This is a genomic window from Bhargavaea sp. GQ12 (genome assembly GCF_059758705.1).
Map to the genome: position 1 here is coordinate 191,417 of NZ_JCAXEU010000005.1, position 19,714 is coordinate 211,130.

The following is a 19,714-nucleotide window of genomic DNA, read 5'->3' on the forward strand; positions in this document are numbered from 1 at the left end:
AAACAGAGATGATGGAGGAGACCTCATGAGCGTACCGAAATATAAAAGAGTCGTCCTGAAGTTAAGCGGGGAGGCACTGGCCGGTGAGCAGGGCTTCGGGCTCTCGCCGGCAATCATCAAATCTGTCGCCGAACAGGTGAAGGATGTTGTCGACCTCGGCGTAGAAGTGGCTGTAGTCGTCGGCGGGGGAAACATCTGGCGCGGCAAAGTCGGAAGCGAAATGGGTATGGACCGGGCTACTGCCGACTATATGGGGATGCTCGCCACAGTCATGAACTCGCTGGCGATGCAGGATGCCCTGGAAAAACTGGGCATCGAGACGAGGGTGGCCACGTCCATCGAAATGCGGCAGGTTGCTGAACCGTACATAAGAAGACGGGCGATCCGCCATCTGGAGAAAAAGCGTGTCGTCATCTTTGCAGCAGGCACGGGCAACCCGTATTTTTCGACCGACACGACGGCTGCTCTGCGCGCAGCGGAAATCGAGGCGGATGTCATCCTCATGGCCAAGAACAACGTCGATGGCGTCTACAACGATGATCCGAAAACCAATGCCAACGCGGTGAAGTATGAGAAGCTCACTTATCTGGATGTCATCAAGGACGGCCTTCAGGTGATGGATTCGACGGCTTCCTCGCTCTGCATGGATAACGACATCCCGCTCATTGTATTCTCGATCATGGAACAGGGGAACATCAAAAAAGCCGTCCTCGGTGAAGATATCGGAACGATTGTCAGGAGGAATGCATAATGGTGAACAATCTGATTGAAGAAACAAAAGACCGCATGGTAAAGTCGCTCCAGTCACTTCGGCGCGAACTGGCCTCGATTCGTGCAGGCCGTGCAAACGCGTCGCTTCTGGACCGGATATCCGTCGACTATTATGGTGCGCCGACTCCGGTAAACCAATTGGCCGGAATTTCCGTTCCTGAAGCACGTCTTCTCGTCATCCAGCCGTATGACAAATCGGTTATCGGCGATATTGAAAAGGCGATTCTTAAGTCAGACCTTGGAATTACGCCGGCAAACGACGGCAACGTGATCCGGATTGCCGTCCCGGCACTGACCGAGGAGCGACGCAAAGAGCTGGTCAAGGTCGTCAAAAAAGAAGCGGAAGAAGGCAAGGTCTCCATCCGAAATATCCGCCGAGATGCCAACGACTCCCTCAAAAAGCTGGAAAAGAACGGTGACATCACTGAAGACGACCATCGCGGATACAGCGACGACATCCAAAAGATGACGGACGATCATATTCGCCAGATCGATGAGATCGCAAAAGAAAAAGAAGATGAAATCATGGAGGTATAACGAAAGAACCAAAACCTCCGAAGGGCGTCCTAAACTCAAAGGACGCCTTTTTTACTTACAGAAAAACTGCTATGATAGTAAAAGCATGGATTCCGAATTGCTGTTGAGTGGAGGAAATCTGATTATGTTGGATAAATTGATCCGCAAGAAGGGCGGCGAACCCAAGACGGATAACGCGGACCGGCAGCTGCTGGACGAAACCGCCATTCCGGGGCATGTCGCCATCATCATGGACGGAAACGGCCGGTGGGCAAAAAAGAGGTCGCTTCCGAGAATTGCGGGACATCACGAAGGGATGAAGACCGTCCGCAAGATCACCAGGGAAGCGGATCGTCTGGGCATTAAAGTGCTCACCCTATATGCCTTCTCCACGGAGAACTGGAAACGTCCGAAGCCCGAAGTGGAGTTTTTGATGAGGCTTCCGGAAGAGTTTCTTGGAACATATCTGCCGGAGCTTGTTGAACGGAATGTCCGTGTGCGGATGATCGGGGATCACGAACATCTTCCTCCGCATACCCGGCGTGCAATCACAAGGGCAATGGATGAGACTGCTGGAAACGATGGGCTGATCCTGAACTTTGCGATGAACTATGGCAGCCGTGCCGAAATTACTGAAGCCGTCCGCACTATTGCCAAAGCAGTGGCAGAAAAACGGGTGAAAGCGGAAGACATCGATGAGTCGATGATCACCGATGCGCTGATGACTGCCGAACTGCCGGAGCCGGACCTTCTGATCCGCACGAGCGGTGAAGTCCGGCTCAGCAATTTTATGCTCTGGCAGCTTGCTTATACTGAGTTCTGGTTTACCGATACGCTCTGGCCGGACTTCAATGAAGACAGGCTGCAGGAGGCGATCGGCGTTTACCAGGCAAGGAGCCGCCGTTATGGCGGCGTTGACAAGGAGGACACGGATTGAAGACCCGAATCATTACGGGCGTGGTGGCCGCCCTTCTCTTTATCCCGCTCGTCATCATCGGAGGGCTGCCATTCACGCTGGCGGTCTTCCTGCTTGCAGCGGTCGGGATGTATGAACTGCTCCGGATGAAGAAGATTTCCATTTTCTCGATCCCCGGACTGCTCGCTTTGCTCGCCCTGTTCACCTTTTTGCTGAAGCCGGAATGGGCAGCGACAATCACAGATTATACAGGCTATACAAAAATTGAAGTCGTCTACATGACGGTTCTTTTGCTGCTGATCTACACCGTCGTCGTGAAAAACCGGTTCACGTTTGAGCATGCCGCCTTTACTGTGCTGGCGATGCTCTACCTTGGAATCGGCTTCTATTATCTGATCGTCACGCGTGACGCTGGAATCGAATACATCATTTATGCACTCATCGTCGTTTGGCTGACGGATACAGGTGCTTATTTCACTGGTCGCAGCTTCGGAAAACGTAAGCTCTGGCCCGAAATTTCACCGAACAAGACTGTTGAAGGGTTTGTCGGCGGAATCGTGGTTGCGGTGATCGCGGCCTGCCTGTTCCAGTTGTTCATGCCGGTAACAGGCTCTTACCTCATTCTCATCGCAGTGACGGTTGTCGCTTCGGTGACCGGGCAAATTGGAGACCTCGTGGAATCGGCCCTAAAGCGGCATTACGGCGTGAAAGATTCCGGTAATATCCTGCCGGGCCACGGAGGAATTCTCGACCGGTTTGACAGTTTGCTTTTTGTGCTGCCGGTACTGAATCTCCTTCACTTTGTCGGATGAACGGAAAGGAAGTAGCATATCATGGTTAAGAAAATCAGTTTATTGGGCGCCACCGGTTCCATCGGGACACAGACTGTCGACATCGTCCTGGCGGATCCGGGGCGCTTTGAAATCACTGCGCTTTCGGCAGGCAGAAACCTTAGCAAACTCCGGGAAATCCTCGGTCTGGTGAAACCGGAGTTCGTTTCCGTCGCAGATAGTGGGGATGCCGAAACGCTCAGGGCGGAATTTCCCGGCATCCGGTTCGGCTCCGGCAGGGAAGGCCTGCTCGAAGCGGCTGCAGGCACGGAGGCGGACATCGTTGTCGGCGCCGTGATCGGCAGTATCGGGCTTGAGCCGACGCTTGAAGCCATCCGCAGCGGGCGGGATATCGCCATTGCGAACAAGGAGACACTGGTTGCTGCCGGTTCGATCGTGACAGCGGAAGCGGACAAGCATGGTGTCCGCCTGCTTCCTGTCGACAGTGAACATTCAGCTTTGTTCCAGGCGCTGAACGGTGAGGATCCGAAGCGGGTGGATCGTCTGATCCTGACAGCTTCAGGGGGCAGCTTCCGGGACAAAACACGGGCTGAACTTGAAGGCGTTACCGTAGAGGAAGCACTTGCCCATCCCAACTGGTCCATGGGGAGCAAGCTGACGATCGATTCCGCCACGATGATGAACAAAGGGCTTGAAGTGATCGAAGCGCATCATCTGTTCGGAATGCCGTATGACCGGATCGATGTGCTGCTCCACAGGGAAAGCATCATCCACTCCATGGTCGAGTTCGAGGATACAAGCGTAATCGCACAGCTTGGCTCGCCGGATATGAGGGTGCCGATCCAATACGCGCTTACTTATCCGGACAGGCTTCCGAGGAAGGGAACGGAAAGGCTGGATCTGGCGAAAATCGGTTTGCTTCATTTTGAGGAAGTTGACCTGAACCGCTTCCCGGCACTCCGGATCGCCTTCGACTCAGGCAGGGCAGGAGGGACGGCTACCACTGTCATGAATGCGGCAAACGAAGTCGCGGTCGCCCTATTCATGGAAGGCCGAATTACTTTCACCGAAATTGAGCCCCTCGTTGAACGGGCGCTTGAATGGCATGACCTCATCTCGGAACCAGATCTGGAGACCGTGCTCGCAGTAGACACGGAGACAAGAAAAGCCGTCCTCGATATGGTAAAATAGGACGATATGAATTCCGGCGGATAGCCGGTTGAAGGTGGGTGCACATGCAGACAATCCTTGCATTTATCGTCGTTTTCGGTTCTCTCGTATTTTTCCATGAGCTGGGCCACTTCCTGCTCGCCAAACGGGCAGGCATCATGGTCAGGGAGTTTGCCATCGGCTTCGGGCCGAAACTGATCGGCATCAATAAAGGTGAAACACTATACACAGTCCGGCTGCTTCCGCTTGGAGGATATGTCCGGATGGCAGGGGAGGACTTCGACAAAGTCGAACTCCAGCCGGGTCACCGGATCGGGCTGCTGCTTGACAGGGAAGGCCGCGCAGAACGCATTGTCCTGAACCAGAATGACAGGACACCGGACATGCTATATATGGAAGTTGAAAAGGCTGATCTGGAAAAAGAGCTGTACATTGATGGATACGATGAGGAAGAGCGGAGGGTCCGGTACCCGGTATCTCGAAAAGCGATCATCTCGGAGAAGGGGGCGGATACACTAATTGCTCCCTACGACCGGCAGTTTGAGTCCAAGTCGCTCGGTGCACGGTCCGCTACCATCCTCGCTGGTCCGCTTTTCAACTTCATCCTGGCATTTTTCATTTTTGTCATTCTCGGACTGATCCAGGGAATTCCACAGGACGATCCCATAATTGCAGATGTGACGGATGACGGTCCGGCCATCGCTGCGGGCATCGAAAAAGGGGACCGGATCGTTTCCGTGGACGGGCGCGAGGTCGGAACCTGGAATGGCTTCTCGGCTATTATTCAGGACAGTCCCGGTGATGAGCTGACGATTGGTGTGGAACGTGCGGGCACCGTGGAGGAAGTCTCGGTCACTCCGGCATCCATCGATGTCGAAGGCCAGACAATAGGCCAGATCGGGGTTCTCTACGAACCGCAGTATGAAAAGAACACATTGGGTACCATCTCCTACGGGGCCGAACAAACATGGTTCTGGTTTAAGCGGATTTTCCAGCTGCTCGGCATGCTGGTGACCGGCCAGTTCACGATTGAGGCGCTTTCAGGACCGGTCGGCATCTACCAGGCGACCGGCGCAGTTGCACAGGCCGGAATCTTTAATCTCATGAACTGGGCGGCTGTGCTGTCGATCAACCTTGGCATCATGAATTTGCTGCCGCTTCCGGCTCTTGATGGGGGCAGGCTTCTGTTCTTCGGCTTTGAAGCGCTGAGGGGACGACCGATCGACAAACAGAAAGAAGGCATGGTCCATTTTGTCGGTATCATGCTGCTGATGGTCCTGATGATCGTCGTCACCTGGAACGATATCCAGCGATTTTTCTTCTGATCCACAATATTGACTATCCGGGGTGCTATACCAATGAGACAAAGCAGAACATTCATTCCAACATTGCGCGAGACGCCATCCGATGCGGACCTCAGGTCCCATCAGCTTCTGCTGCGCGCGGGTTATATCCGGCAAAACACAAGCGGCGTTTATTCATACTTGCCACTTGCCAAGAAAATGCTGACTAAGATCGAAACGGTTGTCAGGGAGGAAATGGACGCAATCGGCGGTTCGGAAGTGCTGATGCCTTCCCTCCAGCAGGCTGAGCTGTGGCAGGAAACAGGCCGCTGGTTCACCTATGGTCCTGAGCTCATGAGGCTCCATGACCGCCATGGCCGAGAGTTCACACTTGGTCCGACGCACGAAGAGGTTATCACCTCGCTTTTGCGCGACGAAGTGAAATCTTATAAAAAACTGCCGCTCACCCTATATCAGATCCAGACTAAATTCCGTGATGAAAAGCGTCCCCGTTTCGGACTTCTCCGGGGCAGGGAGTTTATCATGAAAGATGCTTATTCTTTCCATGATTCCAAGGAAAGCCTGGATGAGACCTACGAAGACATGAAACAGGCATATACAAATATCTTTACACGGCTCGGCCTGAACTTCCGTGCCGTCATAGCCGATTCAGGGGCAATCGGCGGAAAAGACACGCACGAGTTCATGGTGCTGTCCGAAGTCGGTGAAGATACGATCGCCTACAGTGACTCCTCCGATTTTGCGGCTAACATCGAAATGGCGGAAGTGAACATTGCCTATCCGGAACCGGAAGGAGAAGAACTGGCTGCCGAGAAAGTTGAAACACCTGATGTCCGCACGATCGAAGAGGTTTCCGGATTTCTTGGTGTCCGTCCTGAAGACTGCATCAAGACTCTGGTCTTCATTGTTGATGACGAGCCGGTAGTCGTTCTATCCCGTGGGGATCACGAAATCAATGACATCAAGGTCAAGCATGCCTTGGATGCCACAATCGTCGAGATGGCGACACCTGAACAGGTGAAGGAGGCGACCGGCACTGAAATCGGCTCACTGGGTCCGGTCAAGCTGCCGACCGGCCTGAAAGTCATCGCCGACCATGCGGTGCGATTCATGCGCAACACGGTTACCGGAGCGAATGAAGACGGGCATCATTTCCGGAACGTCAACCCTGAACGTGATTTCTCTGTGGATTCATATGAAGATCTCCGTTTCATCATGGAGGGTGACCCGTCACCGGACGGCAACGGTACAATCCGGTTTGCCAAAGGCATCGAAGTCGGGCACATCTTCAAGCTGGGGACGACTTATTCCGAACCGATGGAAGGCACATTCCTCGACAACAACGGCCGCCAGCAGCCGTACATTATGGGCTGTTATGGCATCGGCGTCTCACGTCTGCTGTCAGCGATGGCTGAACAGTTCAACGATGAAGACGGGCTGAAGTGGCCGAAGGACCTTGCACCGGCGGATATCCATCTGATCCCGGTGAATATGAAAGACGATGACCAGCGGGAGCTTGCCGAAGAAATGTACGGCCTGCTGTCTTCGTACCGCTACAATGTATTGTTTGATGACCGCGCAGAACGCCCGGGCGTCAAATTCGCAGATGCAGATCTGATCGGGCTCCCGATCCGGCTGACTGTCGGCAAAAAAGCCTCCGAAGGCATTGTGGAAGTGAAGTTCCGCGCTACTGGTGAAACAGCGGAATGGAAAAAAGAAGAGCTCACGGACAAGCTCCGTTCGTTCTTCGGCTGATGAACAAGACGGAACCGGAAGAACGGGAAGGCCCAGATTGGGCCCTTCCCTTCTTTTTTCGGTTCCGGCGGGAAAGGAGGACCACCCAGTGGAACAAAACCCGAAAATGAGATTTAATATTCTGCTTCAGCATATCGGCATGACCGAAGATGCAGTGGTGCGCCATTTTGAAGGCGCCTCACTGGAGCGTCTTGATGTCCATACGAAATCACGTGTTTGGAAATTTCGCGTGACCGTGCCGGCAATCCTTCCTGCAGCGGTCTTCAAGGAGTTCAGAAAGCGGATCGATGCCACTTTCTCCCCGATCGCAAGGATCCTGCTTGATATCCGGGTGGAGAACCCGCTATTCGATGAGCAAAGCGTGTGTGATTACTACGAACTTGCAGTCGGTGAGATTGCCGACATGTCCCCGCCCGTGCGAGAGCGTCTGGCATCACAGCTCCCGGTATGGAATGGCCAGACCCTCATGCTGAAATGCGGCAATGAACTCGAGCTGCAGACGATGAAGGGCAAATACAGCAGCCTGCTGTCTGAGTCTTACGGTTCGTTCGGATTCAACGGGCTGTCAGTCGACTTTGTTCTGGGTGAAGAAGACGGCGGGGCGGAAGAAGCGCGGCGCGCATTTTTCGAGCAGCGCAAACTTGAAGAAGAAGCGCTCGCCAGCCGGGCACTGGAAGACATGAAAAAGCGTGAGAAAAACAAAAAGGAATCTGCAGGGCCGGAGGGACCGTTTTCAATTGGCCTGCCGATCAAGCCGGATGAGCCGATCACGGGCATCCGCCTGATTCAGGATGAAGAACGAAAGATCACGATCGAAGGCTTCGTCTTCGACGTGGAAGTGCGTGAACTCCGGAGCGGCCGCTCCCTTCTGACAGTGAAAGTGACCGACTACACAGATTCGATCCTTGTCAAAATGTTCTCCCGCGATAAGGAAGATGCGGAAATGATGACCGCACTCAAGAAGGGGGCATGGGTCCGTGCAAGGGGGTCCATCCAGAACGACACCTTCATCCGCGATCTAGTCATGATGGCAAACGACATTATGGAAATTGCCCCAAGGGTGAAGAAGGACGAAGCTCCTGAAGAGCGGAAGCGCATCGAACTGCATGCCCATTCCAACATGAGCCAGATGGATGCTGTGGTACCTGCCGGAGAGCTTGTGGCCCAGGCTGCCAAATGGGGCCACCCCGCAATTGCAATCACTGACCATTCCAATGTCCAGGCTTTCCCGGATGCCTACTCGGCCGGGAAAAAGCACGGCATAAAAGTGATTTTCGGTCTTGAGGCGAACTTGGTCGATGACGGGATTCCAATCGCCTACGACGAGGTAGACCGGAACCTGGACGATGCGGAATTCATCGTTTTCGACGTGGAGACGACCGGCCTGTCTGCGGTCTACGATAAGATCATCGAACTCGCAGCGGTGAAGGTGAAGGGCGGGGAGGTCATCGATACATTCGAAAGCTTCTCCGACCCGGGTCATCCATTGTCCGCCACGACAATCGAGCTCACAGGCATCACCGATGACATGGTGAGAGGCGCTCCTGCCATCGAAGATGTGGCCCGCCGGTTCCGGGAATTTGCAGGTGACGGCATCCTTGTCGCCCACAATGCAACATTTGACATGGGCTTTCTCTACGAAGCCTACAAGCTCGCGGGTGTGGAGGAGCGCGAGCACCCTGTCATTGATACACTGGAGCTTGCCAGGCTGCTTCATCCGGAGCTTAAAAACCACAGGCTTAACACGCTCTGTAAAAAGTTCGGCATCGACCTCACCCAGCACCACCGGGCAATCTATGACTGTGAAGCCACCGGGCATCTGCTTGTCCATCTCCTTAAGGAAGCGGTACAGGAGTACGGCATCAAGCGCCATAACGAATTCAACCTCCATATTGGAGGCGGCGAATCATACAAGCGGGCCAGGCCGTCACACTGCACGATCCTGGTCAAAGACGCAGTCGGACTGAAAAACCTGTTCAAACTTGTTTCGTATTCGCATACCGAGACATTCTACCGGGTGCCGCGGATTCCGCGATCGGTTCTCCAGAGGCATCGGGAAGGACTGCTGATCGGCTCCGGCTGCGACAAAGGTGAAGTGTTTGAGGGGCTTATGCAGAAGCCGCTCGATGAAGTTGAGCAGATTGCCAAATTCTATGATTATCTGGAGGTCCACCCAAAACCGGTATACAAGCACCTGATTGAACTGGAGCTTGTGAGGGACGAGTGGAATCTGGAGGACATCATCCGAAAAATGATGAAGCTCGGCAAAAAAACCGGGATTCCGGTTGTTGCAACGGGCAATGTCCACTATATTGACGAACACCAGGCAGCCTATCGGAAGATCCTCGTCGGTTCCCAGGGCGGAGCGAATCCGCTCAACCGGCATAGCCTTCCGGACGTCCACTTCCGGACAACGGATGAAATGCTGAAGGAGTTCGAGTTCCTCGGCGAAGAAAAAGCCGAGCAGATCGTCATTGACAATCCCCAGAAAATCGCGGATCTGATCGGTGATGTCCAGGTCATCAGGGACGAGCTGTATACACCTGTGATCGACGGGGCGGATGATGAAGTCCGTAATCTGACCTACACGATGGCACATTCCATCTATGGTGAAGAATTGCCCGAAATCGTCACCGAACGGCTGGAGAAGGAACTTAAATCGATCATCGGACACGGGTTCGGCGTCATCTACCTGATTTCCCACAAGCTGGTCAAAAAATCACTGGATGACGGCTACCTTGTCGGCTCCCGGGGGTCTGTCGGCTCTTCGCTTGTGGCAACCATGATGGAGATCACCGAAGTGAATCCGCTGCCGCCGCATTATGTATGCCCGTCCTGTAAAAGGTCTGAGTTCATTACGGACGGCTCCATTGGTTCCGGCTTCGACCTTCCCGAAAAGAGTTGCTCGGATTGCGGTACAGCAATGACAAAGGACGGCCATGATATTCCGTTTGAAACATTCCTCGGCTTTAAGGGGGACAAAGTACCGGATATTGACTTGAACTTTAGCGGTGAATATCAGCCGCGGGCACACAATTATACAAAAGAGCTGTTTGGTGAAGACTATGTATACCGTGCCGGGACGATCGGGACGGTTGCGGAAAAGACAGCCTACGGCTATGTGCGCGGATACATGAATGACAACGACCTGACGATAAGGAATGCGGAAATCGATCGTCTGGTACAGGGGTGTAGCGGCGTCAAACGGAATACGGGCCAGCACCCCGGCGGCATTATCGTCGTCCCGGACACAATGGATATCTTTGACTTCAGTCCGGTCCAATTCCCGGCGGACGATCAAGATGCATCCTGGAAAACCACCCACTTCGACTTCCATTCGATCCACGACAATTTGCTGAAGCTGGACATCCTCGGTCACGATGATCCGACGGTCATCCGGATGCTGCAGGACTTGTCCGGGCTGGATCCGAAAAAAATCCCGGTCGATGATCCGGAAGTCATGAAGATCTTCAGCACCCCGGAATCACTCGGGGTCACAGAAGAGCAGATCGGCTGCAAAACCGGCACACTTGGCATTCCCGAGTTCGGCACCCGTTTCGTCCGCCAGATGCTTGAGGACACGAAGCCATCCACATTTTCTGAGCTCGTTCAGATTTCCGGACTTTCCCACGGGACGGACGTGTGGCTCGGCAATGCGCAGGAACTCATCCACAATAAGACCTGCGTCCTGTCAGAAGTGATCGGCTGCCGGGATGACATCATGGTCTACCTGATGCACAAGGGGCTTGAGCCTTCGCTCGCGTTTAAGATCATGGAGTTTGTCCGGAAAGGCCGTGGACTTACGCCGGAGTTTGAGGCAGAGATGAAAAAGCAGGGAGTGCCGGACTGGTACATCGACTCCTGCAAGAAGATCAAGTACATGTTCCCGAAGGCACACGCTGCCGCATATGTCCTGATGGCTGTCCGCATCGCCTGGTTCAAGGTGCATAAGCCGCTTCTGTACTACGCTGCATATTTCACGGTCCGCGCTTCCGACTTTGACCTGATCGCGATGAACAAGGGTTCTGCAACCATACGGGCCCGAATCGACGAGATTGAAGCAAAGGGCCTGGAAGCATCTCCAAAAGAGAAGAGCTTGCTGACCGTACTTGAACTGGCGCTTGAAATGTGCGAGCGCGGGTATAAGTTTGAAAAGGTGGATCTTTACCGATCCAAGGCAACCGAGTTTGTCATAGACGGAGATTCCCTGATCCCGCCGTTTAACGCGGTGCCGGGATTAGGGAACAACGTCGCGCGTGCCATAGCCGAGGCACGGGAAGCGGGAGAATTCCTTTCAAAGGAAGACCTCCAGCAAAGAGGCCGCGTTTCACGTGCCATCATTGACTATCTGGATGAGCTCGGCTGCCTCGAAGGCATGCCCGAAGCCAACCAGCTCTCGCTATTCTGATTTGTTGCAACAGCCGTGCGGCTATGATAGACTGGATTCAACAAGTTCGGATAGTCGCGCACAGAAGAGTGGGATCCCCCGCTCTTTTCTGTTTGTCGGGGGAAATTCCCTGTAAACAAGGAGGTCCTTTATGAGCAAAATCACACAGGAAGTCGAAACGTTGGTAACGCCGATCCTTGAAGAGCAGGATCTGGAACTTGTCGACATCGAATTTGTTAAAGAGGGACGTGACTGGTTCCTGCGGGTATTCATCGATACACCCGAAGGAGGCATTGACATTGAGCAGTGTGCGGCTGTAAGTGAACAGCTGAGTGTCAGACTTGATGAGACGGACCCTATTCCGCAAAACTATTTCCTGGAGGTATCCTCCCCAGGGGCGGAGCGCCCGCTTAAAAAAGAGCAGGATATGGAACGTGCTGTGGGACAGTATGTCCACATCCGGACATACGAACCTCTTGATGGCAGGAAAGAGTTTGAAGGCTACCTCCTTTCCTACGGGGAAGAGGGAGCGGAAATTGAAATGAAAGTGAAAACACGTAAAGTGAAAGTGCTGATTCCGAAGGACAAAATTGCGTTTGCGCGTTTGGCCATCGACTTTTCGGCATAACGTCGGGATAGGAGTGAAATACAGATGAGCAGCGATCTTCTAGAGGCGCTCACCGCCCTTGAAAAACAAAAGGGCATATCGAGGGATGTGCTGGTAGAGGCGATTGAAACCGCCCTGGTCACCGCATATCGCCGCAATTTTAACCAAGCGCAGAATGTCCGTGTGGACCTGAATATGGATGCTGGCACGATGAAGGTCTTCTCGCGTAAAGACGTCGTAGAAGAAATCGAGGATGACCGCCTGCAGGTTTCTCTTGAAGAGGCGCGCAAAGTCAACCCGCTCTACGAGATCGGAGACGTGCTGGAAGAGGAAGTGACTCCTCGGAACTTCGGGCGGATTGCAGCGCAGACAGCGAAACAGGTTGTCACACAACGCGTGCGCGAAGCAGAACGCGGTATGATCTTCGACGAATATGTCGACCGGCAGGATGACATCGTAAACGGCGTCGTTGAGAGGCTTGACCCGCGTAATATCTATGTCAGCCTCGGCAAGGTCGAAGCGGTTCTGCCTCAGAATGAGCAGATTCCGTCTGAAACCTACCGGCCGCATGACCGCATCAAGGTATACATCACGAAAGTGGAACGCGCTTCCCGGGGACCGCAGGTTTTCGTATCCCGTACGCACCCTGGTCTTCTCCGCCGTCTGTTCGAGATGGAGGTTCCCGAAATTTATGATGGCATCGTAGAAATCAAGTCAATTGCAAGAGAAGCAGGAGATCGCTCCAAAATCTCCGTTTCTGCGCACGATGAAGATGTCGATCCGGTCGGCGCTTGCGTCGGCGCGCGGGGCAACCGCGTCCAGACAATCGTGGACGAATTGTCCGGTGAGAAAATCGATATCGTGGAATGGTCCGATAATCCGGAAATCTTTGTTGCAAATGCCCTCAGCCCTGCAAAAGTGCTGGACGTGCTTGTAAATGAAGAAGAAAAGTCAACGACTGTCGTGGTTCCTGATTATCAGCTTTCCCTCGCGATCGGCAAACGAGGCCAGAATGCCCGGCTTGCAGCAAAGCTGACCGGCTGGAAAATCGACATCAAGAGCGAAGCGGATGCGCGCGAACTCGGCATCTATCCGCGTACGGTGGTTGATGAACCGGAGGAGTACCAAGAGGAAGAATGGTCCGGTGACGACTTCTCTAATGAGGAATCGGCCACTGAATCCGGCCAGGACGTGGCAGACATCGACCTGTATGAAGACGTGCAGGCTGATGATGGCGAAACTGAAGAAGACTGATCTTTGAAAGGATGGGAGCAATGGGGAACGGCAAGAAAATCCCACTCCGGAGATGCTCTGCGACCGGCGAAATGTTCCCGAAAAAGGAGATGATCCGCGTCGTCCGCACGAAGGAAGGCGAAGTTTCCGTTGATCCGACAGGCAAGAAGTCGGGACGGGGAACTTATATCTCCAAATCGGAAAAAGCCGTAGAAATGGCTAAAAAGAGGCATTCGCTGGACAGCCAGCTGGGCGTCAAAGTTCCTGAAGGAATTTATGATGAGGTACTCCGCCTTATCCTGAGAGAAAAATTGCTATGAATGAAAAAAAGATTTACAGCCTATTGGGGCTGGCGGCGCGCGCGCGCAAAATAGTGACAGGTGAAGATCTTGCCGTCGATGCGATCCGTTCGGGAAAGGCCAAGCTGGTCATCCTGTCAGCGGATGCCTCGGACAACACCCGAAGCAAGATCAATGATAAAAGCGCCTATTACGGGATTCCAGTGCATGAGTTCGGAACGAGATACGAACTGGGCCATGCAATCGGGAAGGAGGCGCGCGTCACACTGGCGATAATGGACAGCGGCTTTGCCACAAAGCTGTCCAGCCTGCTTGAGGAACCAGAGGAGGACTGACTGAATGACGAAAATTAGAGTTCATGAATATGCGAAAAAGGTAAACAAGTCGAGCCGTGAGGTTATTGACGAACTGGATAAACTGAAGGTGGATGTCAAGAACCACATGTCCGTACTTGACAGCGACACAACGGCCAAACTGGACAGGAAATTCGGCCAGGGCGGCAATCGCCCTGCAGGCCAAGGCGGCCAGAACAAAGGTAACCGTCAGAGCGGACAAGGCAATAACCGCCCGGCAGGCCAGGGCAGCAATAACCGTCCGGCAGGCCAAGGCAACAGCAACCGCCCGGCAGGCCAAGGCGGCGGCAACCGCCCGGCAGGCCAGGGCGGCGGCAACCGTCCGGCAGGCCAGGGCAGCGGCAACCGTCCGGCAGGCCAAGGCGGCGGCAACCGTCCGTCAGGCCAGGGCAACAGCAACCGCCCGGCAGGCCAGGGTGGCGGCAACCGCCCGGCAGGCCAGGGCGGCGGCAACCGCCCGGCAGGCCAGGGCGGCGGCAATCGCCCAGCAGGCCAGGGCAACAGCAACCGTCCGGGAGGCAATAACCGACCGGGAGGCCAAGGCGGCAATCGCCGGGGCGGCGGCCGCAAGATCCGCGGAACGCACCAAGGGAAAAAGAGAAACTACAGCCAACAGCAGGCTCCTCGCACACCGAAACCGCTACCGGAGAAAATCACTTTCTACGAGTCGCTGAGTGTAGCGGAACTCGCGAAAAAGCTTGGCCGGGAACCGTCCGAAATCATTAAAAAGCTCTTTATGCTCGGCGTTATGGCGACGATCAACCAAGAGCTGGATAAAGATGCAATCGAACTGATCTGTGCGGACTACGGCGTGGAAGTGGAAGAAGAAATCCGCATCGACCGTACCGACCTCGAGACCTACTTCGACGAAGAAGAAGGCGCTGAAGAGCTCAAAGAAGAACGTCCTCCGGTTGTCACGATCATGGGCCACGTCGACCACGGGAAAACGACGCTTTTGGACTCCATCCGGAACACGAAAGTGACCGAGGGTGAAGCAGGCGGCATTACCCAGCACATCGGCGCGTACCAGGTCGAAGCGAATGGCAAGAAGATTACATTCCTTGATACGCCGGGCCACGCCGCATTCACGACTATGCGTGCCCGCGGTGCGAAAGTGACTGACCTTACCATTCTCGTTGTAGCGGCGGATGACGGTGTCATGCCGCAAACAGTCGAAGCGATCAACCACGCCAAGGCTGCAGAAGTGCCAATCATCGTGGCAGTCAACAAAATCGATAAACCGACAGCCAATCCCGACCGTGTCATCCAGGAACTGACCGAACACGGCCTCGTTCCGGAAGACTGGGGCGGCGACACGATCTTTGTTCCTGTGTCCGCGCTCAAAGGTGAAGGCATTGACACGCTGCTTGAAATGGTTCTTCTTGTATCCGAAGTGGAAGAAGTGAAGGCTAATCCGAACCAGATGGCGCGCGGAACAGTCATCGAGGCGCAGCTGGATAAAGGCCGCGGCGCTGTAGCCACCCTTCTTGTACAGGAAGGAACGCTGAAAGTCGGCGATCCGATCGTAGTCGGTTCTACGTTTGGCCGAGTGCGTGCCATGGTCAACGATATTGGCCGCCGTGTGAAAGAAGCACTTCCATCGGCACCGGTTGAAATTACGGGCCTTAACGATGTTCCGTTCGCAGGAGACCGTTTTGTCGTCTTCGCAGACGAGAAAAGCGCACGCCAGGTCGGTGAATCCCGTGCGATGGACGACCTTCAGGAACAGCGCGGCGAAAAGAACCGCGTCACGCTCGACAACCTCTTTGAGCATATGAAGCAGGGCGAGATGAAAGATATCAACCTGATCGTCAAGGCGGACGTCCAGGGTACGGTCGAAGCGCTTGCGGCATCCCTCATGAAGATTGAGGTTGAAGGCGTCAACGTCAAGATCATCCATACCGGTGTCGGAGCAATCACAGAATCCGATATCACGCTGGCAGCGGCATCCAACGCAATTGTCATCGGATTCAACGTCCGACCTGACGTCAACGCAAAGCGTGCCGCCGAAGCAGAAGGTGTCGATGTCCGCCTCCACCGCATCATCTACAAGGTGATCGAAGAAATTGAATCCGCGATGAAAGGGATGCTGGATCCCGAGTTCGAGGAGAAGATCATCGGCCAGGTGGAAGTGCGTGAAACGTTCAAGGTTTCCAAAGTCGGCACAATCGCAGGCGGCTATGTAACTGACGGCAAAATCACACGTGACTCCGGAGTCCGCGTGATCCGCGATGGGGTCGTCGTCTTCGAAGGCGAACTGGATACACTCAAGCGCTTCAAGGATGACGTCAAGGAAGTCTCCCGCGGGTATGAATGTGGCCTGACTATCAAAAACTATAACGACATCCAAGAAGCCGATGTCATTGAAGCGTTTGTCATGCAAGAAGTCGAGCGGAAATGATTGTTGCCGCGGAATGTGAATTCTTCTTGTATGAGACACATTCGCTTAAAGAAAAGCGGGCCATTTTGCAGCGCATGCTGACAAGAACCCGGCAACAATACAATATCTCCATCGCCGAGACGGATCATCAGGACCTTTGGCAGCGTGCCGGAATCACAATGGCGGCCGTTTCTTCTTCGGGAGTGACGGCCGAACGCGAGATCGATCGGGTGCTGAACTTCCTGATGTCCCATTCGGGCTGGGAGATGACCAGCAGCAAGAAGTATCATTTATAGCGGAAGCCGAGGTGTTCCAGATGACAATGAGGGCAAACCGCGTGGCGGAACAGATGAAAAAAGAAATGGGCGACATCATCAGCCGAAGACTTAAGGATCCAAGAATCGGGTTCGTCACGGTGACGGATGTCGAAGTAACTGGTGATCTTCAGCAGGCGACGGTATTCATTTCCGTACTTGGCGACGACCGCCAGAAGGAAGATACGCTCAAAGGTCTGACAAAGGCCAAGGGCTTCATCCGTTCTGAGATCGGTAATCGTATCCGTCTGAGAAAGACGCCGGAGCTCCTGTTCGAATTCGATGAGTCCGTCGACTACGGCAACCGGATCGAATCACTTCTCCGGGAGGTCAACGAATCGAAGCCGGAAGAATGAGAATAAGCCTGCAGCCATCATGGCTTGCAGGCTTGTTTTCCTTACATAGGAAAGGAGGCGGAAGCCGTGTATGAAGGGATCCTCCCGCTCTGGAAGGAAAAAGGCATGACGTCACACGATTGTGTCTTCCGACTAAGGAAAATCCTTGGGATGAAGCGCATCGGCCATACGGGTACTCTTGATCCGGATGTCGAGGGCGTCCTCCCGATCTGCCTCGGCCGGGCAACCAAGGCTGCCGAGTATGTGACAGATTCGGGCAAGACTTATGAGGCCGTCATCAGCATCGGCCGCTCGACGGAGACCGAGGATGCCTCCGGCGCAACCGTCGAGGAGGACCTGAGCCTGAAGCGCTTCGAAGCTTCGGAGATCGTGGATGTCCTCCGCTCCCTCACCGGTGAAATCATTCAAATCCCGCCAATGTATTCTGCGGTGAAGGTGAATGGCAAACGCCTGTATGAATACGCCCGCCAGGGGATTTCTGTTGAACGTCCGTCACGTACAGTGCGCATCAAGGAAATTGAACTTCTTTCCGGTGAACAAGTGTTTGAAGGTGAAGAAGTGGAGTTTCGCATTAGAATCCGTTGCGGCAAAGGCACCTATATCCGAACACTTTCCGTGCAGATTGGGGAAAAGCTGGGCTATCCTGCTCATATGGCTTCGCTTGTCCGGACAGCTTCCGGACCATTTAATGCTGAAGACTGCCTGACGCTGGAAGAAGTGAAACAGAAGAAGGAATGCGGTGATCTGGAAGATGCCTTGCTCCCGATTGAGTCGGCCCTGTCGGATTTTCCTTCAGTTCCGGCAGACAGCACTCTTCTTCCGAAGATCCTTAACGGGCAGGTACTGCCCGCTCATCCGCTGCTCACTGCACAAGTCCGTGTCGTCTTTATGGACGGAACCCGGGCAGTGGCCGTATACCGCCGCCATCCTGAAAAAGAAGGGCTGATGAAACCCGAGAAGATGTTCGGGTCGGCGGCAGACAAGAGGTGAACAAAGTGAACATCCATCGCATTGAATATCCCGAGATTCCGGACACGGAAGGCCGGGAATACTCGGTGGCTGCAGGTTTTTTTGACGGCATCCACCGCGGGCACCAGGAAGTGATCGGCCATGCCCTTGAGGTCGCCCGTGATAAGGGCCTCCGGCCGGCTGTTATGACGTTCGACCCGCATCCGTCAGCCGTGCTCGGTAACCGGGAAGAAGTCACTTATATCACGCCTTATGACCAGAAGATGCAACTGCTCGATGAGATGGGCGTGGATACGGTCTTTATCATCAGTTTTACAAAAGAATTCGCATCCATGGCTCCTGAACAGTTCATCGAGTGCTACATCCGGGGTCTTGGCGTCCGCCATATTACAAGCGGATACGATTTCACATTTGGCCGGTTCGGGAAGGGCACGCCCGATGACCTGGAAAAGCTGTCCCGGGGGGATTACGGCGTTTCTGTTATCGGGAAAGTGACCGAAGAAGAAGAAAAGATCAGTTCAACCCGCATCCGTTCACTGCTCAGTGAGGGAGATGTTGCCGGGGCTGCGGAACTTCTGGGACGCCCGCTGATGACGGATGGGACGGTCATTGAAGGCGACAAGCGCGGCAGGCTGATCGGTTTTCCGACGGCCAACGTAGATCCCGTACCGGGTGCATGTCTTCCTGCTCCTGGCGTCTATGCTGTCACATTTGAGGCAGACGGAACCATTTATGAAGGTGTCCTGAATGCAGGCTATCGTCCCACCTTTAAAGATCCTGAGGAAACGTTCCTTTCCGTCGAAGTCCATCTGTTCGATTTTGATGGAGACCTGTACGGAAAGTTTGTCCACGTTCGCTGGATCAGGCGGATCCGTGAAGAAAGGAAGTTCGGCGGGATAGATGAACTGAAAAAACAGATTGGGCTGGACAAGCAGGAAGCAAAAAGAATCCTGGACGAATATCTTCCCGGTTGAATCGACACTGCCCCTGTGGTATGATATTTACGTGCAGTTGCACAAACCATTGCTTGGCAATCGACTCACCAACGTTTGCTCGGGAATTGGGGATTTTCAATTAAATGATTTGGAGGTGAACAGGATGGCAATTACACAAGAGCGTAAAAATGAACTCATTCAGGAGTTCCGCACACACGAATCGGATACAGGATCTGCTGATATCCAGATCGCTATCCTCACGGAAGAGATCAACAACCTGAACGAACACTTGCGCACACACAAGAAAGACCACCACTCCCGCCGCGGCCTTTACAAAATGGTCGGCCGTCGCCGGAATCTGCTCAAGTATCTTCGTGAAAACGACGTTCAGCGTTATCGTGACCTCATCGCGAAGCTTGGCCTTCGCCGATAAGACCGCACATATGAAAAACGGGCCTCGGCCCGTTTTTTTTTAATGCACAAAACCGGTGCATAATAAATCCGCTCCCCACAAATCCTTTCGCATCACTATGGGAATTTTGGTACACTATGGGGAGTGAGTACATACGTTTGACGGCTGTCCGGGTCTGCCGACGCTCCAAGCGTCTGCGCATGCAGACGGACAGGCACCCGGGATAGCGTTATGCACAGAAGAGAG

18 protein-coding genes are annotated in these 19,714 nt (G+C 54.0%); all 18 read left to right on the forward strand.

Going from position 1 to position 19,714, the window contains the following annotated elements:
* The first annotated feature begins 25 nt into the window (after positions 1-25).
* On the forward strand, positions 26-751 hold the full coding sequence (pyrH, locus tag AC6CHQ_RS06935; protein WP_092048947.1) for a UMP kinase: 726 nt from the start codon (positions 26-28) through the stop codon (positions 749-751).
* A complete protein-coding gene (gene frr, locus AC6CHQ_RS06940; RefSeq protein ID WP_251239162.1) occupies positions 751-1,308 on the forward strand; it encodes a ribosome recycling factor in 558 nt (185 codons plus the stop codon). The genes pyrH and frr overlap by 1 nt, the downstream gene beginning before the upstream one ends.
* Positions 1,309-1,432: 124 nt before the next feature.
* Positions 1,433-2,224 carry an undecaprenyl pyrophosphate synthase gene (gene uppS / locus AC6CHQ_RS06945; protein WP_251239163.1) on the forward strand — a complete coding sequence of 264 codons (792 nt, stop codon included), beginning with the start codon at positions 1,433-1,435 and terminating at the stop codon, positions 2,222-2,224.
* The gene (locus AC6CHQ_RS06950) at positions 2,221-3,015 is read left to right on the forward strand and encodes a phosphatidate cytidylyltransferase (RefSeq protein ID WP_092048941.1); all 795 of its coding nucleotides are present in this window, start codon (positions 2,221-2,223) and stop codon (positions 3,013-3,015) included. Before uppS ends, AC6CHQ_RS06950 begins: the two co-directional genes overlap by 4 nt.
* A gap of 21 nt (positions 3,016-3,036) precedes the next feature.
* Positions 3,037-4,185, forward strand: coding sequence for a 1-deoxy-D-xylulose-5-phosphate reductoisomerase (locus AC6CHQ_RS06955; RefSeq protein ID WP_251239164.1), 1,149 nt, complete (start codon positions 3,037-3,039; stop codon positions 4,183-4,185).
* Between the two features lie 44 nt (positions 4,186-4,229).
* Positions 4,230-5,489, forward strand: a complete 1,260-nt coding sequence (rseP, locus tag AC6CHQ_RS06960) for an RIP metalloprotease RseP (RefSeq protein ID WP_251239165.1) — start codon at positions 4,230-4,232, stop codon at positions 5,487-5,489.
* A 33-nt stretch (positions 5,490-5,522) separates the two neighbouring features.
* The gene (locus AC6CHQ_RS06965) at positions 5,523-7,223 is read left to right on the forward strand and encodes a proline--tRNA ligase (RefSeq protein WP_498081181.1); all 1,701 of its coding nucleotides are present in this window, start codon (positions 5,523-5,525) and stop codon (positions 7,221-7,223) included.
* A gap of 106 nt (positions 7,224-7,329) precedes the next feature.
* Positions 7,330-11,631, forward strand: a complete 4,302-nt coding sequence (locus AC6CHQ_RS06970) for a PolC-type DNA polymerase III (protein WP_251239186.1) — start codon at positions 7,330-7,332, stop codon at positions 11,629-11,631.
* A 130-nt stretch (positions 11,632-11,761) separates the two neighbouring features.
* Entirely contained in the window at positions 11,762-12,238 is a 477-nt protein-coding gene (rimP, locus tag AC6CHQ_RS06975) for a ribosome maturation factor RimP (protein ID WP_092048931.1), read from the forward strand.
* 24 nt (positions 12,239-12,262) lie between these two features.
* On the forward strand, positions 12,263-13,471 hold the full coding sequence (nusA, locus tag AC6CHQ_RS06980; protein WP_092048930.1) for a transcription termination factor NusA: 1,209 nt from the start codon (positions 12,263-12,265) through the stop codon (positions 13,469-13,471).
* Between the two features lie 20 nt (positions 13,472-13,491).
* Entirely contained in the window at positions 13,492-13,770 is a 279-nt protein-coding gene (gene rnpM, locus AC6CHQ_RS06985; RefSeq protein WP_092048928.1) for an RNase P modulator RnpM, read from the forward strand.
* Positions 13,767-14,084: a YlxQ family RNA-binding protein gene (locus AC6CHQ_RS06990; protein ID WP_092048925.1), complete on the forward strand. Its 318-nt coding sequence runs from the start codon at positions 13,767-13,769 to the stop codon at positions 14,082-14,084. The genes rnpM and AC6CHQ_RS06990 overlap by 4 nt, the downstream gene beginning before the upstream one ends.
* 4 nt (positions 14,085-14,088) lie before the next feature.
* A complete protein-coding gene (gene infB, locus AC6CHQ_RS06995; RefSeq protein ID WP_498081182.1) occupies positions 14,089-16,503 on the forward strand; it encodes a translation initiation factor IF-2 in 2,415 nt (804 codons plus the stop codon).
* Positions 16,500-16,778, forward strand: a complete 279-nt coding sequence (locus AC6CHQ_RS07000; RefSeq protein WP_092048920.1) for a DUF503 domain-containing protein — start codon at positions 16,500-16,502, stop codon at positions 16,776-16,778. Before infB ends, AC6CHQ_RS07000 begins: the two co-directional genes overlap by 4 nt.
* 20 nt (positions 16,779-16,798) lie before the next feature.
* Entirely contained in the window at positions 16,799-17,152 is a 354-nt protein-coding gene (gene rbfA, locus AC6CHQ_RS07005; RefSeq protein ID WP_092050678.1) for a 30S ribosome-binding factor RbfA, read from the forward strand.
* A gap of 66 nt (positions 17,153-17,218) precedes the next feature.
* Complete coding sequence (gene truB, locus AC6CHQ_RS07010) at positions 17,219-18,142, forward strand: tRNA pseudouridine(55) synthase TruB (protein WP_092048918.1); 924 nt, start codon at positions 17,219-17,221, stop codon at positions 18,140-18,142.
* A gap of 5 nt (positions 18,143-18,147) precedes the next feature.
* A complete protein-coding gene (locus AC6CHQ_RS07015; protein ID WP_092048916.1) occupies positions 18,148-19,095 on the forward strand; it encodes a bifunctional riboflavin kinase/FAD synthetase in 948 nt (315 codons plus the stop codon).
* Positions 19,096-19,219: 124 nt separating this feature from the next.
* Positions 19,220-19,489, forward strand: coding sequence for a 30S ribosomal protein S15 (rpsO, locus tag AC6CHQ_RS07020; protein ID WP_092048914.1), 270 nt, complete (start codon positions 19,220-19,222; stop codon positions 19,487-19,489).
* Positions 19,490-19,714 lie beyond the last annotated feature (225 nt).